Raw genomic sequence first — 17,280 nt, 5'->3', positions numbered from 1 at the left:
TCACGGGCCTCTTCGCCGGCAAGCCGGCTCCTACGGGGGAGCAGCGCAATCACCTGGAACCTGTAGGAGCTGTCTTGCCAGCGAAGGCGTCCGCAAGACCGACGCCAGGCTCACGGGCCTCTTCGCCGGCAAGCCGGCTCCTACGGGGGAGCACTGCAATCACCTGGGTCCTGTAGGAGCTGGCTTGCCAGCGAAGGCGTCCGCAAGACCGGCGCCAAGCTCACGGGCCTCTTCGCCGGCAAGCCGGCTCCTACGGGGGAGCACTGCAATCATCTGGTTCCTGGGCTGGGCTCGCGCTAGGCCAGGGAAAGGCGCAACGCCAGCGCCACTAAGGTGATCAGCAACACCGGCAGGGTCAGCACGATGCCGACACGGAAGTAATACCCCCAGCCGATATGAATGCCCTTGCGCTCCAGTACATGCAGCCAGAGCAAGGTGGCCAGGCTACCGATGGGGGTGATCTTCGGACCCAGGTCGCTGCCGATGACGTTGGCATAGATCATCGCCTCCTTGACCACCCCACTGGCCTGGCTGGCATCGATGGACAAGGCGCCGATCAGCACCGTCGGCAGGTTGTTCATCACCGACGACAGCCCGGCCGTCAGCAAGCCGGTGCCCAGGGCCGCGCCCCAGATTCCGCCGCTGGCAAAACCGTCGAGCCAGCCGGCCAGGTGAGCGGTGAGTCCGGCGTTGCGCAGGCCATAGACCACCAGGTACATGCCCAGGGAGAAAATCACGATCTGCCAGGGTGCTTCCTTGAGTACCTTGCGAGTGGAGATCCGATGACCCCGGGCAGCGATCACCAGCAGCAAGGTGGCGCACGCAGCCGAAATCGCGCTGATGGGAATGCCCAGCGGCTCCAGGGCAAAGCAGCCTGCCAGGAGAATCAGCAGTACCCACCAGCCGGCGATGAAGGTGGCCCGGTCATGGATTGCACTGGCAGGCAGCGCCAGCTGTTGTGGATCGTAGTCCTGAGGTATGTCGCGGCGGAAGAACCACAGCAGCACCGCCAGGGTCGCGGCCACGCTCACCAGGTTGACCGGCAGCATCACCGCTGCGTAGCGGTTGAAGCCGATATTGAAGAAGTCCGCGGAAACGATGTTCACCAGGTTCGACACCACCAGCGGTAGGCTTGCGGTGTCGGCGATGAACCCGGCGCCCATGACGAAGGCCAGGGTGGTGGCTGCGCTGAAGCGCAGAGCCAGGAGCATGGAAATCACGATGGGCGTCAGGATCAGCGCCGCACCATCATTGGCGAACAGCGCCGACACCAGGGCCCCCAGCAGCACCATGTAGGCGAAGAGGCGCCGGCCCCGGCCCCGGCCCCAGCGCGCCACGTGCAGGGCCGTCCAGGCGAAGAAACCGGCCTCGTCCAGCAACAGGCTGATGATGATCAGCGCGACGAAGGTGCCAGTGGCATTCCAGATGATCTGCCACACCACCGGGATATCGGCAACCTGCACCACCCCGCAGAGCAGCGCCAGGACTGCCCCCAGCACTGCGCTCCAGCCCACTCCCAGGCCCTTGGGCTGCCAGATCACCAGGGTGATGGTCAGGAGGAAAATCAATACCGCAATCAACATGGGCAACCGCCTTTGAAGAGGATCGTAAATGAGCGGGACTCAGCAACAGCGCAGCGGACGGTCGGCCATGGCTTGCAGGCGCTGCACATCCTCCGCCAGCCAGGGGCCGTTGCCCTGCAAGGTGCCGTGCAACAGGCTGTGGGCCCAGCCGTCCAGGCCGGGGTGCAGACGGTAGTAGACCCATTGCCCCTGGCGCCGGTCGGCCAGCAGGCCGCAACCGCGCAACAGCGCCAGGTGCCGGGAAACCTTCGGCTGGCTCAGGTCCAGGGCGGCCGTCAGTTCGCAGACGCACAGCTCCCCTTCCCGGGTGATCAGCAGCACGATGCGGCTGCGGGTTTCATCGGCCAGGGCCTTGAACAACTCGGCAGGATTGAGAGAGACGGACACCAGCTGCGCTCCTGGAACGGGAGCGGCAAATATATGGATTTTCGTATATACGGTAAAGCGATGATTACCCCGGGCATTGCCGGCAGGCAGGTACCAGAAGGAACCCGCCCGCCGCCGAGCAGGTGCTCAGTTCTTCTTCTGCTGTTCCACCCATTGCCCATAGGCATTGATGAAGCCCTGCAGGAACGGCCGGGTGGCCTCCGACAGCTTGCCGGACTCGTCGAACGCCGAACCCGCGCCGCCCAGGTAGGCTTCGGGCTGCTGCATGCACGGCACATTGAGGAACACCAGGGACTGGCGCAGGTGGTGGTTGGCGCCGAAGCCGCCGATGGCCCCCGGGGAAACGCTGATCACCGCGCCGGGCTTGCCGCCCCAGGCGCTCTTGCCATAAGGGCGCGAACCGACATCGATGGCGTTCTTCAGCACGGCCGGTACCGAACGGTTGTATTCCGGGGTCACGAACAACACGGCATCGGCGGCGCTGATCTGCTCGCGAAAATGGGTGTAGGCCGCCGGCGGCGTTGCCTCGATGTCTTCGTTGTAGAACGGCAAGTCGCCGATCTCGACGATGTTCAACTGCAGGTTGGCAGGCGCCAGTTCGGCCAGTGCCAGGGCGACCTTGCGGTTCAGGGACTGTTTTCTCAGACTGCCGACCAGCACTGCGACCTTGTAGACATTGCTCATGGAAGACTCCAACCGTTCGCTTGAGGAAGGCCCTAGTTATAGATGAGCCGAGGGGTTGCCTGCTACCCGGCACCGGCATTTTTTTGTCCTGGGCCCCGCCGTGCGACACGGCCCGGAGCTGCGCCACGGCCATGGGCGGAATATTTTTTCCTGCCGGCAAAACTTACCCCGTACCCTCTGGGTCTACAGCACCGAAATTTGCGTGTTTTATCTCCAGAGGCTCTAAAAGATGGCAGCAGTACTTGTCGGACAATTCCATGCAAGAGATGCCGAGGGACGAGTGTATTCAGTGCACGAATTCCAGGAATCCATGCCCTCGGAGGAAGGCCTGGCCGGCTCGGAGCCCGTGACCACCTATCGCCTGGCGATTGGCGACCGGGTCAAGAAGCTCGATGACAACCAGTTTCTGCTGGTGCAGTCGGACGTGACCATAGTGCGTGAACCCGAGACGTACGTGAGCGAGTGACCCCACACCTCGCCGTGTGCCGAGCAGCCGCAGGCCGGCGCCGCAGCTCGTGGCCACCCACGCGGCGATTGCAACAGCGCTGAAGCCCTTGCGGCCCCTCTCGCGGCCCGGGGCCGCGGCTACAGATTCCTGGCCTGCACTTGGGGTAGGATTCGATGCTTGACTCCCCAACCGGCTGGATATGGATTTCAAGCATGCGTTTACGTCATATCGAAGTGATTCAGGCGCTCCTGCAAACCGCTCACCTGGGCACCGCCGCCGAGTTGCTGCAACTGTCGGTGGCCGAGGTCGAAGCCCTGCTGCGCGATGCCGAAAGCCAATTGGGCTTCATGCTGTTTGCCAGCGTGCGTGGACGCCTGCAGGCCACCCGCGAGGCCCGCGGACTGCAAGCGGCGATCACCGGAGTCTATGACGCCTTCGAACCGGTGCAACGCCTGGCCGACAGCCTGAGGTTTCACCAGGCGCCACCCTTGCGCATCATCGGCACCCCGCCCCTGGTGCAACAACTTCTCCCCCGGTGCATTGCCGCCCTGCGCCGGCGCTTCGCCGACACCCCCTGCAGCCTGCGCAGCCAGAGCACCCGGGCGATGGTCGACAGCCTGCTGCTGCGCGACTGCGACCTGGGCCTGAGCCTCTACGACCCCGAGCACCCGGACATCGACAGCCAGGTCCTGGCCCAGGGCAAGCTGTTCCTGATCGCCCCCCATGGCTGGCTGCAGCCCAAGCAAAAATACGTGGCCCTGCAGGACCTGGCCGGCCAGGCCATGGTCGGCCTCGAAGGCCAGGACCCGCTGAGCCTGGTGCTTACCGGCAAACTGCAGAACCTGCGACCCAGCCCGGTGATCCAGACCCGGGTACAGACCTACCAGATGATGAGCAGCCTGGTGGAAGCCGGCGAAGGATTGGCCATCGTCGATCCCTTCACCGCCGCCGGCGCGCGCAGCGCCGGGCTCGATGTCAGCCCCCTGTCGCCCCCGGTCAGCGTCACCCTGTATGCCCTGCGCCGCGCCGGCAGCGACGGTTCGCCACTGCTGGATGCCCTGCTGCAACTGCTGACGGAGCAGGCCGAGGCACTGCTGGCGGGCTAAGGCTGGGCAAGCTCGGGCTCATCGGCAAACAGTCGGTACCAGAAGATCGCCACCTCGCTGGTTTGCGCATCGATGCCGCGATAGCGCAGGTGATCCACGCCGCCCACCACATAGCCGCAACGCTCATACAGGCGACAGGCGCCCAGGTTGTTGTTCTGGGTCTCCAGCATCACCCCCGGCAACTGTTTCTTGCGACTCCAGAACTGCGCCACTTCCAGCAGCGCCCGGGCCACGCCATGGCGTCGCGCCGGTGCATGCACCGCCAGCTCGTCAATATGCGCGTAGCCGTTCCAGTTGGTACTGATGACCATGTGGCCCACCGGCTGGTCGTCGAGGAAGGCCATGAAAATCTCGCTGTCCGCTGCGTTGCGGTAGCTGCTGAACTCTTCCGGGTCGATGCCATAGCACTTGCGGTAAGGCACGATCTGGCGCAACGGCCAGTCACTGACCGACACACCGCGCTCGGCCTCGGCGTAGGCGCCGACCTGGAAGCTGAAATCACTGCCCCAGACATAAGGGGCAAAACCTTCATCGGCGACGCGGATCGCCAGGCCCGGGTACCGGGGATTAACAGCGGGCTGCATAGTGGGGAAACTCCTCACGCTTTGATGCAATCGACGGTGTATTGCCGTCCATTGCCCTGGTCGTCATGTTGCAGCCCGTGCACGTCGGCGACAAACCCCGGGAAGCTGCTGTCGAAGGCTCGGGCAAAGGCCAGGTAGTCGATGATCGAGCGGGTCGACTCGGTGAAGCGCTCACCGGGCATGATCAGCGGGATCCCCGGCGGGTACGGCACCAGCATCACCGCAGCGATGCGCCCTTGCAGCTGGTCAATCGACACCGCTTCGACTTCGCCGCGCACCAGATGGTCGTAGGCGTCGGCGGGTTTCATCGCCACCTCCGGCAACACCGTGTACATGCGCTTGAGGTGCTTGGCCGTGGCGTTGCTGCGGTAGCAGGCATGCAACTGGTCGCACAGGTCCTGCAGGCCCATGCCCTGATAGCGCTGCGGGTCCTGGCCGGCCACGCTGGGCAGGCAACTGGCAAGGCTGGCATTGGCATCGTAGTTGCGCTTGAACTCCAGCAGCTCGGTCAGCAGCGTGCTCCACTTGCCCTTGGTGATGCCCATGGAGAACAGCACCAGGAACGAGTAGAGCCCGGTCTTCTCCACCACCAGCCCGCGCTCCCAGAGGAACTTGCTGACCACCGCCGCGGGAATCCCGTGCTCGCTCAGGGCGCCGCCAGCGGTCAGGCCCGGCATCACCAGGGTCACCTTGATCGGATCGAGCAGCACATAGTCATCGGTGACCCCGGCAAAACCGTGCCACTCGCCTTCCGGCTCCAGCAGCCAGTCTCCGGTGCGCACCTGGTCGATGCCCTCGACCCGCTCCGGCTGCCATACCGAGAACCACCAGTCATCGGCGGCGATGTTCTGCCGCAGGTTGGCCAGGGCCCGGCGAAAGCTCAGGGCCTCGTCGAACATTTCCTGCAACAGTGAGCGCCCCGCGGGCCCTTCCATCATCGCCGAAGCCACATCCAGGGAGGCGATGATGCTGTACTGCGGCGAAGTGGAGATGTGCATCATGAAGGCTTCGTTGAAACGGTCCCGATCCAGCTGCCGGGCGCCACCGTCCTGCACATGGATCATCGAGGCCTGGCTGAAGGCCGCCAGCAACTTGTGGGTCGAATGGGTGGTGAACACCAGGGGGCTGTCGGCGCTGCGGGAAGTGCCCATGCCGTAGCGCCCGGAGAAAAACTCGTGGAAGGCCGCGTAGGCATACCAGGCTTCGTCGAAGTGCAAAACCTCGACGCTGTTGCCCAGGCTCTGCTTGATCAGTTCGGCGTTGTAGCACAACCCGTCGTAGGTCGAGTTGGTGACCACCGCCAGCTTGACCCGGGGCGCCCGGCCGCGGGTCAGCGGGCTGGCGTCGATCTTGGCCTGGATCGACTCGGGGCTGAACTCGCTCAGGGGAATCGGCCCGATAATCCCCAGTTCGTTGCGTTCCGGACACAGGTACAGGGGGATGGCCCCGGTCATGATGATCGAATGCAGCACCGACTTGTGGCAGTTGCGGTCCACCAGCACCAGGTCATCGCGGCCGACCATGGAGTGCCAGACGATCTTGTTGGCGGTGGAGGTGCCGTTGATCACGAAAAACGTGTGATCCGCGCCGAAGTTGCGCGCCGCCCGTGCCTCGGCTTCCGCCAGAGGGCCGGTGTGGTCCAGCAGCGAGCCCAGCTCCGGTACCGAGACCGACAGGTCCGAGCGCAGGGTGTTCTCACCGAAGAACTGGTGGAACGCCTGCCCCACCGGGCTCTTGCGATAGGCCACGCCACCGCCATGGCCCGGGGTGTGCCAGGAATAGTTGGAGTCGGCGGTGTGCTGCACCAGGGCCTTGAAGAAAGGCGGCAGCAGGCCATCAAGGTAATTGCGTGCCGCCCGGGCCACCTGCCGGGCCAGGAACGGCACCGTGTCCTCGAACAGGTAGAGAATGCCCCGCAGTTGATTGAGCTCGCTCATGGCGTCGGCAGGCGCATTTTCCAGGGTCACCTGCTCGCCCAGGGCGAAGATCGGCAGCAGTGGCGCACGCACCCGGGCCAGGCGGATCAGCTCGACCATGTTCTGCAGCAGGTGGGTGTTTTCCCCGGCCCCCTCGGCGGCGATCAACATGCAGGCCAAGCCGTGATGGGTCGCGGCAACCAGCCGACCTTCGGCATAGTCCACGGCGGAGAAAATACTGAAACCGTCCTTTTCCAGCTCTCGGGCAATGCCCCGCACCCGGTCCCCGGCGACCGTGTCGGCCTTGATGTCGCGGTGCACGATCAGGATCGGAAACTGCAGGTCTTTATACATGGAGCTGGGCGTCCTGAGACGGCGGGTGGGCTCCGCCAATGGAACTCAGGGTAGAAGCTGGGGGCGCTTCGTGTCACCCCGGGCAGGGAGAGGGTGTAACAAAACGTCGCCCTGGGATAATTGGCCGCTCCGCTTCGAGGCTGCTGTGGCCTGTAATCGTCCCCGGCCACCTCGCGAAGCTACAGGCCTCGCGCCTGCAAGAGGCCCGCGCCGCCAGGCCCGGGGCATAACCCGGGAGCGGGCTGCCTGGGCATCACTGCTGGGCTTCGAGCAACTGGGTCCACAAGGCCGGCGCGCCGGCGGATTTGGCAATGATTTCCAGGCGTGCCTGATGCTCGGCCAGCTCGGCCTCGCTGGCGCGAATGATCCGCCCCCGCGCACGCTCGGCCGACAAGCGCCGGATCTCCGTGCTCTGGCCAGCCGAACCATCACCGTCCGAGGCATTGCCAGCCAGCGACAGGCTGGTCTGGCCACCGGTCATGGTCAGGTAGACGTCGGCGAGGATCTCCGAGTCGAGCAAGGCGCCGTGCAGCTCACGGCCGGAGTTGTCGACGTCATAGCGCTTGCACAGGGCATCCAGGCTGTTGCGCTGGCCTGGGTGACGCTCACGGGCCATCAACAGGGTGTCGAGGATGGTGCAGTGCTGGGTGATGTCCGCCCGGTCCTGGCGGCCCATCAGGGCGAATTCGTTGTTGATGAAGCCAACGTCGAACGCCGCGTTGTGGATGATCAGCTGCGCGCCCTGGATGAAGTCGAAGAACTCGTCGGCGACTTCGGCGAAACGCGGCTTGCCCACCAGGAATTCGTTGGTGATGCCGTGAACGCCGATGGCGCCTTCATCACTCTCGCGATCCGCTTGCAGGTAAACGTGGAAGTGCCGGCCGGTCAGGCGCCGACCGATCAACTCGACGCAACCGATTTCAATGATCCGGTGGCCGTCGGTCACCGGCATGCCGGTGGTTTCGGTATCGAGTACAACAGATCTGTTGGCCATCAGGGGTCAGTTCTCAACGCTGGAAGTGTTTCAAAGCGCGGGATTTTAGCACGCTCTGGCGGCATGACACCCATGGCGGATTCATCAGCCGGCGGCCTGCGCAGTTTTTAACAATCCTTAGCAAAGCTGCTGCAGTTCATTGCGCCGCAAAGCGCTAGGGTGCCGGACGATACTTTTCGCCGGACCCTGCCCTGCCATGACCCCCAGCAAAACCCGACTGGCCTGCGCGCTCTGCGCCTGCCTGTTCGCCGACCTCGTCCAGGCCAGCGCCCTGGTGATCAGCACCGACATCAGCATGAGCCTGACCCTGAGTTCAACCGAAGGCAGCTCCAAAGCCAGCAGCTCATTCAAGGACGACAAACTTGTGCTCGCCGCCCAGAGCGACGCCGCAGCCTTCGTGGCCAGCGCCGGCGAAATCCGTGGCGCCCGGTTGGAAGCCGCCCTGATGCACATTCGCCAGGTGCTCGCCGCCCCGCCCTGTACCGACCTGCAACTGGCCAGCGCCATGCTTGCGCTCTGAGCCCCAGGTGGCTGCGCGGCTAATTCATCGCCCGCCCCAGCCGTTTCTTTATGTGAACAAGGCTATTGCGTTACCGTGCCGCCTCACCCAGGCACGCGGGCGCTGATACCCGGCGTTGCACTCACCCACCAGGAACCGCCCTCCCATGCTCAAGACTCGACAGATGTTCCCACTGCTGTTGGCCTTGGCCTGCATCAGTGGCTGCTCTTCCCTTGCCCGCACCGACAGCGACAGCCAACAACGGCCGCTGATCGTCGCTCATCGCGGCGGCGCCGCGGACTTTCCCGAAAACACCCTGCTGGCCATCGACAACGCCCTGCGCAACAAGGTCGACATGCTCTGGCTGACGGTGCAACTGAGCAGTGATGGCGTACCGGTGCTGTACCGACCGGCCGACCTGAGCGCCAATACCCAGGCCACAGGCGCAGTCAACCAGCACACCCTGGCGCAGTTGCAGGCCCTCAATGCCGGGTGGAATTTCAAGCAGACGGCAGCCGATGGCCAGGTGAGCTTTCCCTATCGCACCCAGCCACTGCCCCTGCCGTCGTTGCGCCAGGCGCTGCTGGCGATCCCCGAGTCGGTGCCGGTGATTCTCGACATGAAGGCCCTGCCGGCTGCCCCCCAGGCCCAGGCCGTCGCCCGCCTGCTGGAACAGCTGCACGCCTGGAACCGGGTGCTGATCTACTCCACCGATGCCAGCTACCAGCAGGCTTTCGCCCCCTATCCCCAGGCTCGGCTGTTCGAATCCAGAGACAGCACCCGGGATCGGCTGGCCAGCGTCGCCCTCGCCCACCACTGCAACGCACCACCTGCACCCGGCAGTTGGGTGGCCTTCGAGTACCGGCGCCCGGTGCAACTGGTCGAGACCTTTACCCTGGGCGAAGCCCGCTCCCAGGTCGATGCCCGGCTGTGGACGCCCGCTGCGGTGGATTGCTTTCAGTCACGGGGCAAGGTGCGGATGCTGGCGATCGGCATCAATAGCGCCGAGGACTACCAGGCGGCCACCTGCCTGAAGATGGATGCAGTACTGGTGGATTCGCCCCGTGCGACGGCGCAAATGAAGCAGCGGCTCGAACGGCCGCTGCCTTGTCGCTGATTGCCCGCTCAGGGCATCAGGGCTGTTTGTAGCCGCGGACCTCGTCGACGCCGCGGTTGGCCAGTTGGTCGGCCCGCTCGTTGCCGTGATGGCCGGTATGGCCACGCACCCACTTCCAGGTGACCTTGTGGCGGTTGACCTGTTCATCCAGCTTCTGCCACAGGTCGGCATTCTTGACCGGCTCCTTGGCCGCGGTTTTCCAGCCGCGCTTCTTCCAGTTGACCATCCACTCGTTGATGCCCTTCATTACATACTGCGAGTCGGTGACCAGCAGCACTTCGCACTCGCGCTTGAGCTCTTCCAGGCCGCGAATCGCCGCCATCAGCTCCATGCGGTTGTTGGTGGTGTTGGCTTCACCGCCCCAGAGCTCCTTCTCGACGCCCTTGCACACCATCAACGCGCCCCAGCCACCGGGGCCGGGATTGCCCTTGCAGGCACCGTCGGTAAAGATTTCTACGCTATCGCTCATCCACGCCTTCCATCAGAAAATTGCCATTGGCCTGTCGAGCACAGTCGACAGTGCCCAGGGCCGGACAATCCGGCCGGCTGTATAAAAAGAAGGTTTCAATCGGTCATCAGGGCTCGCTGTTACGGCGATTGACCTTGGCCATGGGCAGCGGCACCAGCTTGCCCATCGGCTCGCGCCGGACTTGGCGCACCGGGCGCAGGCCCACGGCGATCTTGCGTGCCACCAGCAGGTAGAACCCGCCTCCGGACAATTGCCACTGCCCGGCACGGCGTTCCCAGCCGGCCAGTCGCGCCTGCCATGCCAACGACGCAAGCGGCGGACGATAGCACCCGAAGCGGCGTTTCTCCAGCGCAAAGCCCAGCAGGTTGAGCCAGTCGCCTACCCGCGAGGGGGCAATGCAGCGGGCCTGGCGCAGGGCATCGTGGGCGAACACATGGCGCAGCCCCCAGGTGCTCCAGGGGTTGATCCCGACAATCAACAGGTGCCCGCCCGGACGCACGCTGCTCGCCGCCTCCCGCAGCAGGCCATGGGGCGACAGGCAGAAATCCAGACCGTGCTGCAGCACCACCACGTCCACGGCGTGCTCGCTCAAGGGCCAGGCCTGCTCCTCGCAGACGATCTCGACCCCGGGCAACGGTGCCCCGAGGCGCACATTGCGCTGCACCTGGGGCGCCGCCGGCGGGGTTTGCGCCGAAGGGCCGTAGTGCACCAGGTAGCCGCCGAAGAAACGCCCCAGCTCCTCTTCGAGCATGCGCCGCTCTTCATCCAGCAGAAATTGCCCCAGGGGGCCGGACAGCCATTCCCGGGCTGCACTGATCAGGGCCAGCCAGTCGGGATCTGCCTGAGCGAAGGCTTTATCGGTCATTGCATTCTCCAACACGCCAAGAAGCACTAAGATGCGCCATTGTTTTCTGCTTGGCGAATTCGAAGATGATACAGATCAGTGCCCTGCCCGCCTTCACCGACAACTACATCTGGTTGTTACAGGATCATCGCAGCCAGCGTTGCGCAGTCGTCGACCCGGGGGATGCGGCGCCGGTACTGGCCTGGCTGGAACAGCACCCGGGCTGGCAGCTCAGCGATATCCTGGTGACCCACCATCACCATGACCATGTCGGTGGTGTCGAGCGCCTGAAGCAACACAGCGGCGCCACGGTCTACGGTCCGGCGCAAGAGAAGATCCCCGGGCGCGACGTGGCCCTGGATGACAACGGCCGCGCCAGCATCCTGGGCTGGGAATTCGAGGTGTTTGCCGTCCCCGGCCACACCCTGGGGCACATTGCCTATTACCACCACGGCCTGCTGTTCTGCGGCGACACCCTGTTCGCCGCAGGTTGCGGTCGCCTGTTCGAAGGCACCCCGGAGCAGATGCACCACTCCCTGGAGCGCCTGGCGGCATTGCCGGACGACACCCTGATCTACTGCACCCATGAATACACCCTGAGCAACCTGCGCTTTGCCCAGGCCGTGGAACCCGCCAACCCGGACATCGCCCAGCGCCTGGAAAAAGTCAGCCAACTGCGCGAACACGGGCGCATGACCTTGCCGTCGACCCTGGCCCTGGAGAAACTGACCAACCCTTTTCTGCGTACCGCTGAAACATCCGTTAAACAAAAAGCGGACGAACGGAATGGCCAGGATAACCTGTCCCAAAGTGCGGTCTTTGCAGCCCTGAGGGCCTGGAAAGATAAGTTCTAGGCCGGTGCCGGATTGGCACAAAAATTCTGAATGGTTGACCGCACCCCGGGTGCTTCCTAGAATCGCCCGACATTTTTGCCCGGAACTTACTTCCAGCCAATGTCGTCATCTATTCGTTTTCCCATCAGTTCAGACGCATTGACGCGCTTGGCCCAGGCCATCGCGGTAGCTGTGTCAGCGACTCTTGCGGGCTGCCAAACCACCGGCCAAGCCCCGCAGAGCGACGCGACACACACTCAGAATTTCAACGCCCGCATCAAGCAGAAACCCATCTGGCTGAGCAACCAGCCAAGCCCGCAAGTTCCCCAGGATGTCTGGGAACGCATGCGCCAGGGGTTCCAATTGCAAGACGGCCTGGGCGTCAACCCGCGTATTGAACAACAGCGCCTGTGGTTCGCCAGCAACCCTTCCTTCCTGGAAAACGCCGGCGAGCGCGGCAGCCTCTACATCCACTACATCGTCGAGCGTCTCGAAGAGCGCAACATGCCGCTGGAACTGGCCCTGCTGCCGGTGATCGAGAGCGCCTACAACCCGCTGGCCTATTCCCGGGCCGATGCGGTGGGCCTGTGGCAGTTCGTCCCGGCCACCGGGCGCTACTTCAACCTGCGCCAGACCCGCTTCTACGATGGCCGGCGCGACATCACCGCCTCCACCACCGCGGCCATGGACTACCTGACCCGCCTGCACGACATGTTCAACGGCGACTGGCTGCTGGCACTGGCGGCCTACAACGCCGGCGAAGGCACCGTCAGCCGGGCCATCGAGCGCAATGAAAAGCTCGGCCTGCCCACCGACTACTGGAACCTGTCGCTGCCGACGGAAACCCAGGCCTATGTGCCCAAGCTACTGGCCCTGGCCCAGGTGGTCCTGACCCCGCAAGCCTATGGCGTGAACCTCAACCCGATCGCCAACGAACCCTACTTCCAGGTGGTCGAGATCAACCAGCGCATGGACCTGTCCAAGGTCGCGGCGGTGGCCAACATCGATGAGGACGAGCTGTTCCAGCTCAATCCGGCGTTCAAGCAGCGCACCACCATCGACGGCCCCCAGCACCTGCTGGTGCCGACCTCCAAGGCGCAGTTGCTGACCACCAGCCTGTCGACCATGAAACCCGAAGAGCTGATCAGCAAGCGCTCCATCAAGCCGGTGTTCGACCGTGATGAAGGACGTGACTCGCTGCGGCCCAAGCGCATTTATCGGGTCAAGAACGGCGACAACCTGACCCTGATCGCCAAGGCCAACAAGGTCAACGTCCAGGATCTGCAGCGCTGGAACAAGCTCAGTGGCAAGAACCTCAAGGTCGGCCAGACCCTGGTGATGCAGGACACTCGCAAGGTCGCCAGCAAGAAGACCCGCGTGGCCAGCAACGCCAAGAAGAAGTCGACCCAGTACAAGGTCAAGCAAGGCGACTCGCTGTATATGGTTGCCAAGCGCTTCAACGTTGAAATGCAGCACCTCAAGCGCTGGAACCCCCGCGCCGGCCAGGCCCTCAAGCCCGGCCAGATGCTCACGGTCTACCTGTCGCACTGATCGCAACGCAGCCCGCTGGGGCCAGGGCGCTTGCCCGGGCCCCGATGGGTCGTACCGGCAAGCGCCGCGTAACCGATGCGCCCTGGAACCTGGAGCGTTGCACGCGCCAGCGCGAGCACGCTCCGGCGCCACACCTGCGACTGAAAAAGCACGCTTTTTCCTGCTGATACAAGCTGTTACTGTACGGAGCACAAAGCCCAAGCCGCCTGGATCGGATCTCTGACTCGATGCGTCCCCTCCTCCTGCTCTTCATCAGCCTGGCCTTGAGCTTTCCCGCAAGCGCGACGATCACTGAAAGTCATGGTTATGCGCAGTTTGGCACGCTCAAGTACCCGACCCGGTTCACCCACTTCGACTGGGTCAACCCCGCAGCGCCCAAAGGCGGCACCTTGCGGGTCATGGCGTTTGGCACCTTCGATACCCTCAACCCCTACACCTTCAAGGGCACCAGCCCGGTGGCCACGGCGAATTTCCTGCAGTACGGGGTCAATGAGCTAAACGAGCCGCTGATGGTCGGCACCGGTCTCTATGCGCCTTCCGGCGACGAGCCCACCTCCAGCTATGGCCTGATCGCCCGTTCGGTGGAGTACAGCGAGGATCGCAGCTGGGTGGTGTTCAACCTGCGGCCCGAGGCGCGTTTCCACGACGGCCAGCCCATCACCGCCTACGACGTGGCGTTTTCCTACCGCCTGCTGCTCAAGCAGGGCCACCCGCAATACCGCACCAACCTGCAGGAAGTGCAGCGGGTCGACATCCTCGGGCCCCAGCGCATCCGCTTCGTGTTCAAGCGCGCCGGCAACCCGTTGCTGATCCTGCGCCTGGGTGAGCTGCCGGTGCTGCCCCAGCACTACTGGAAGGACCGCGACTTCAAGGCCACCACGTTCACCCCGCCCCTGGGCAGCGGCCCCTACCGCATCACCCAGGTCCAGCCCGGGCGCCAGCTGGTGTTCGAGCGGGTCAAGGACTACTGGGGCAAGGACCTGCCGGTGAACCGCGGCTTCAACAACTTCGACCGGGTCGAGGTGGAGTTCTACCGTGACAGCGATGTCGCCTTCGAAGCCTTCAAGGCCGGCGAGTTCGACATCTACATCGAGCACCAGGCGAAGAACTGGGCCAACGGCTACAACTTCCCGGCGGTCAGGCGCGGCGAGGTGATCAAGGCCCAGGTGGCGCACCAGATTCCCACCCAGACCCAGGGCCTGTTCATGAACACCCGACGCAGCACCTTCGCGGATGTGCGGGTGCGTGAAGCCCTGGGGCTGATGTTCGACTTCGAGTGGACCAACCGCACGCTGTTCAGCGACGCCTACAAACGCACCCTGAGCTATTACCCCAACAGCGAGTTCTCTGCCACCGGCCTGCCGGTCGGTCATGAATGGCTGCTGCTCTCGCCCTACCGTGAGCAACTGCCGGCGAGCCTGTTCACCCAGGCCTTCAGCCTGCCGCAAACCGAAGGCCGCGGCATCCCCCGGGAAACCCTGCGCCGGGCCCTGGCGCTGCTCGCCGAGGCCGGCTGGAAGCTCAATGGCCAGCGCCTGCAGAACAGCGCCGGACAGCCATTGCGCCTTGAGCTGATGCTGGTCAACCCGAACCTGGAACGGATCCTCCAGCCCTACGTGGAGAATCTGTCCAGCATCGGCATCGACGCGCGCCTGCGCACCGTCGACCGGGCCCAATACAAGCAGCGCCTGGACCAGTTCGACTACGACATGATCCTCATGACCCTCAACCAGACCCTGAGCCCGGGCCTGGAGCAATGGCAGTACTTCCACTCCAGCCAGGTCGGGGTCAAGGGCAGCAAAAACTACGCGGGCATCCACAACCCGGTTGTCGACCACCTGCTGGAACAACTGCTGGCCGCGCAGAACCGCGATGAGCAACTGGCCGCTGGCCGGGCCCTGGACCGGGTGCTGTTGTGGCAGCACTACATGATTCCCAACTGGTACCTCAACTATCACCGACTGGCCTACCGCAACCGGTTCGCCTTCGTCACCACGCCGCCCTACAACCTGGGGTTGAGCGCCTGGTGGCTGAAGTCCTTGGAGAACACCCGATGATGCCTCTGCGTGCCTTGCTCCAGTGCACCGGCGGCTTGTTGTTCGGCGCCATCGCCTGCTGTGTCCAGGCCGCGCCGCAACATGCCATGACCCTGTACAACGAAGCGCCGAAGTACCCGGCGAACTTCCAGCACTTCGACTTCGTCAATCCCGACGCGCCCAAGGGCGGGACCTTCCGCATGGCCGGGTTCGGCGGCTTCGACAGCCTCAACCCGTTCATCAGCAAGGGCGTGCCCGAACTCAATATCGGCCTGGTCTACGACACCCTGCTGTACCAGAGCCTGGACGAACCCTTCACCGAGTACGGCCTGGTGGCGGGCAAGATCGAGAAAGCCCCGGACAACAGCTGGGTGCGCTTCTACCTGCGCCCCGAAGCACGCTTCAACGACGGCCAGCCGATCCGCGCCGAGGACGTGGTGTTCAGCTTCCAGACCCTGATCAGCGCCGGCTCGCCGCTGTACCGCGGCTACTACGCCGACGTCGACCAGGTGATCGCCGAAGACCCGCTGCGGGTGCTGTTCAAGTTCAAGCACAGCAACAACCGCGAGCTGCCGCTGATTCTTGGCCAACTGACGATCCTGCCCAAGCACTGGTGGGAGCACCGGGACTTTGCCAAGAGCAACCTGGAGATTCCCCTGGGCAGCGGTCCCTACCGGGTGACCGAGGTCAAGGCCGGACGCTCGATCCGCTACGAGCGGGTCAAGGACTACTGGGCCAAGGACCTCCCGGTCAACCGCGGTTTCTACAACTTCGACGTGATCACCAGCGACTACTACCGCGACAACACCGTGGCCCTGGAAGCCCTCAAGGCCGGCCAGTTCGACTACTGGCTGGAAATGACCGCGAAGAACTGGGCCAACGCCTACAACGTCCCGGCGGTGGCCCGGGGCGAACTGATCAAGGAAGAGATTGCCAACGGCAATCCCACCGGCATGCAGGGTTTTGTCTTCAACACCCGCCGCCCCCTGTTCCAGGACGTGCGGGTGCGCCATGCCTTGAGCCTGCTGCTGGACTTCGAGTGGAGCAACAAGCAGCTGTTCAACGGTGCCTACACCCGCACCCGCAGTTACTTCGAAAACTCGGAAATGGCCGCCACCGGCCTGCCCGGCCCTGAAGAGCTGGCGATCCTCGAACCGCTGCGTGGGCAGATTCCCGAGCAGGTGTTCGCCCAGGCGTTCAGCCCTTCGGTGTGCGACGGCAGCGGGATGATCCGCGCCCAGCAGCGCCAGGCCTACCAACTGCTGCAGGAAGCCGGCTGGAAGATCGTCGATGACAAGATGGTGGACGCCCAGGGCAAGCCGGTGGTGATCGAGTTCCTGCTGGCCCAGACCGACTTCGAGCGGGTGCTGCTGCCGTTCAAGCGCAACCTCAGCGACCTGGGGATCGACCTGGTGATCCGTCGGGTCGACGTGTCCCAGTACATCAACCGGGTGCGTTCCCGGGACTTCGACATGATCGTCGGCAGCTTTCCCCAGTCCAACTCCCCGGGGAACGAGCAGCGCGAGTTCTGGATGTCTTCCAGCGCCGACAAGCCCGGCAGCCGCAACTACATCGGCCTCAAGGACCCGGCCATCGACAGCCTGGTGGAAAGCCTGATCAACGCCGATTCCCGCGCCAGCCTGGTGGCCCACGCCAAGGCCCTGGACCGGGTCCTGCAATGGGGCTACTACGTGATACCCAACTGGCACATCAAGACCTGGCGCGTGGCCTACTGGAACCATATCGGCCACCCGTCCGTGGCGCCCAAGTACGACATCGGCATCAACACCTGGTGGGTCAAGCCCAATGCCAGGCCCGCCGTGGAACCGGCCCCGAACGACAACCAGGCGGCTGCGGCCGACGCGGTGCACTGAC

15 protein-coding genes and 1 pseudogene are annotated in these 17,280 nt (G+C 64.2%); 8 read left to right on the top strand and 8 right to left on the bottom strand.

Features of this window, described 5'->3' with window-relative positions; all coding sequences use genetic code 11:
- Positions 1–296: 296 nt before the first annotated feature.
- From U873_RS0111160 to U873_RS0111150, 3 genes are all read right to left on the bottom strand, one after another.
- Positions 297–1,583, bottom strand: coding sequence for an arsenic transporter (locus U873_RS0111160; protein WP_025128339.1), 1,287 nt, complete (start codon positions 1,581–1,583; stop codon positions 297–299).
- A 39-nt stretch (positions 1,584–1,622) separates the two neighbouring features.
- A complete protein-coding gene (locus U873_RS0111155) occupies positions 1,623–1,970 on the bottom strand; it encodes a metalloregulator ArsR/SmtB family transcription factor (RefSeq protein WP_025128338.1) in 348 nt (115 codons plus the stop codon).
- Positions 1,971–2,096: 126 nt separating this feature from the next.
- Entirely contained in the window at positions 2,097–2,654 is a 558-nt protein-coding gene (locus U873_RS0111150; RefSeq protein ID WP_025128337.1) for an NADPH-dependent FMN reductase, read from the bottom strand.
- A 229-nt stretch (positions 2,655–2,883) separates the two neighbouring features.
- Here U873_RS0111150 and U873_RS0111145 point away from each other — a divergent pair, with 229 nt between their 5' ends.
- Positions 2,884–3,120: a hypothetical protein gene (locus U873_RS0111145; protein WP_025128336.1), complete on the top strand. Its 237-nt coding sequence runs from the start codon at positions 2,884–2,886 to the stop codon at positions 3,118–3,120.
- 194 nt (positions 3,121–3,314) lie between these two features.
- On the top strand, positions 3,315–4,208 hold the full coding sequence (locus U873_RS0111140; RefSeq protein WP_025128335.1) for a LysR family transcriptional regulator: 894 nt from the start codon (positions 3,315–3,317) through the stop codon (positions 4,206–4,208).
- Here the strand turns inward: U873_RS0111140 and U873_RS0111135 are convergent.
- From U873_RS0111135 to dnaQ, 3 genes and pseudogenes are all read right to left on the bottom strand, one after another.
- A pseudogene (locus tag U873_RS0111135) lies at positions 4,177–4,792 on the bottom strand (GNAT family N-acetyltransferase); the annotation flags it as partial. The gene U873_RS0111140 and the pseudogene U873_RS0111135 sit on opposite strands and share 32 nt — an antisense overlap.
- A gap of 14 nt (positions 4,793–4,806) precedes the next feature.
- Positions 4,807–7,062, bottom strand: coding sequence for an arginine/lysine/ornithine decarboxylase (locus U873_RS0111130; RefSeq protein WP_025128333.1), 2,256 nt, complete (start codon positions 7,060–7,062; stop codon positions 4,807–4,809).
- A 253-nt stretch (positions 7,063–7,315) separates the two neighbouring features.
- A complete protein-coding gene (dnaQ, locus tag U873_RS0111125; protein ID WP_025128332.1) occupies positions 7,316–8,056 on the bottom strand; it encodes a DNA polymerase III subunit epsilon in 741 nt (246 codons plus the stop codon).
- A gap of 196 nt (positions 8,057–8,252) precedes the next feature.
- Between dnaQ and U873_RS0111120 the strand changes: the two genes are divergently transcribed.
- Positions 8,253–8,576 carry a DUF2388 domain-containing protein gene (locus tag U873_RS0111120; protein ID WP_025128331.1) on the top strand — a complete coding sequence of 108 codons (324 nt, stop codon included), beginning with the start codon at positions 8,253–8,255 and terminating at the stop codon, positions 8,574–8,576.
- Positions 8,577–8,721: 145 nt separating this feature from the next.
- The gene (locus U873_RS0111115; protein ID WP_025128330.1) at positions 8,722–9,672 is read left to right on the top strand and encodes a glycerophosphodiester phosphodiesterase family protein; all 951 of its coding nucleotides are present in this window, start codon (positions 8,722–8,724) and stop codon (positions 9,670–9,672) included.
- Between the two features lie 16 nt (positions 9,673–9,688).
- On the opposite strand, the gene rnhA is transcribed toward U873_RS0111115, so the two are convergent.
- Both rnhA and U873_RS0111105 read right to left on the bottom strand, forming a co-directional pair.
- Positions 9,689–10,141 carry a ribonuclease HI gene (rnhA, locus tag U873_RS0111110; RefSeq protein ID WP_025128329.1) on the bottom strand — a complete coding sequence of 151 codons (453 nt, stop codon included), beginning with the start codon at positions 10,139–10,141 and terminating at the stop codon, positions 9,689–9,691.
- Positions 10,142–10,247: 106 nt separating this feature from the next.
- Positions 10,248–11,006 carry a class I SAM-dependent methyltransferase gene (locus U873_RS0111105; protein WP_025128328.1) on the bottom strand — a complete coding sequence of 253 codons (759 nt, stop codon included), beginning with the start codon at positions 11,004–11,006 and terminating at the stop codon, positions 10,248–10,250.
- A gap of 65 nt (positions 11,007–11,071) precedes the next feature.
- Between U873_RS0111105 and gloB the strand changes: the two genes are divergently transcribed.
- The 4 genes from gloB (at position 11,072) to U873_RS0111085 (ending at position 17,279) form a co-directional block, all read left to right on the top strand.
- Complete coding sequence (gloB, locus tag U873_RS0111100) at positions 11,072–11,839, top strand: hydroxyacylglutathione hydrolase (RefSeq protein WP_025128327.1); 768 nt, start codon at positions 11,072–11,074, stop codon at positions 11,837–11,839.
- Between the two features lie 99 nt (positions 11,840–11,938).
- Entirely contained in the window at positions 11,939–13,369 is a 1,431-nt protein-coding gene (locus U873_RS0111095; RefSeq protein ID WP_025128326.1) for a lytic transglycosylase domain-containing protein, read from the top strand.
- Positions 13,370–13,596: 227 nt separating this feature from the next.
- A complete protein-coding gene (locus U873_RS0111090; protein WP_025128325.1) occupies positions 13,597–15,426 on the top strand; it encodes an extracellular solute-binding protein in 1,830 nt (609 codons plus the stop codon).
- Positions 15,423–17,279: an extracellular solute-binding protein gene (locus U873_RS0111085; protein WP_025128324.1), complete on the top strand. Its 1,857-nt coding sequence runs from the start codon at positions 15,423–15,425 to the stop codon at positions 17,277–17,279. The genes U873_RS0111090 and U873_RS0111085 overlap by 4 nt, the downstream gene beginning before the upstream one ends.
- The last annotated feature ends 1 nt before the right edge of the window (position 17,280 follow it).

It is taken from the genome of Pseudomonas sp. PH1b (assembly GCF_000633395.1).
Classification (GTDB): Bacteria; Pseudomonadota; Gammaproteobacteria; order Pseudomonadales; family Pseudomonadaceae; genus Aquipseudomonas.
Note: the sequence above shows the minus strand (reverse complement) of the source record. Positions and strands in the feature narration are given on the sequence as shown.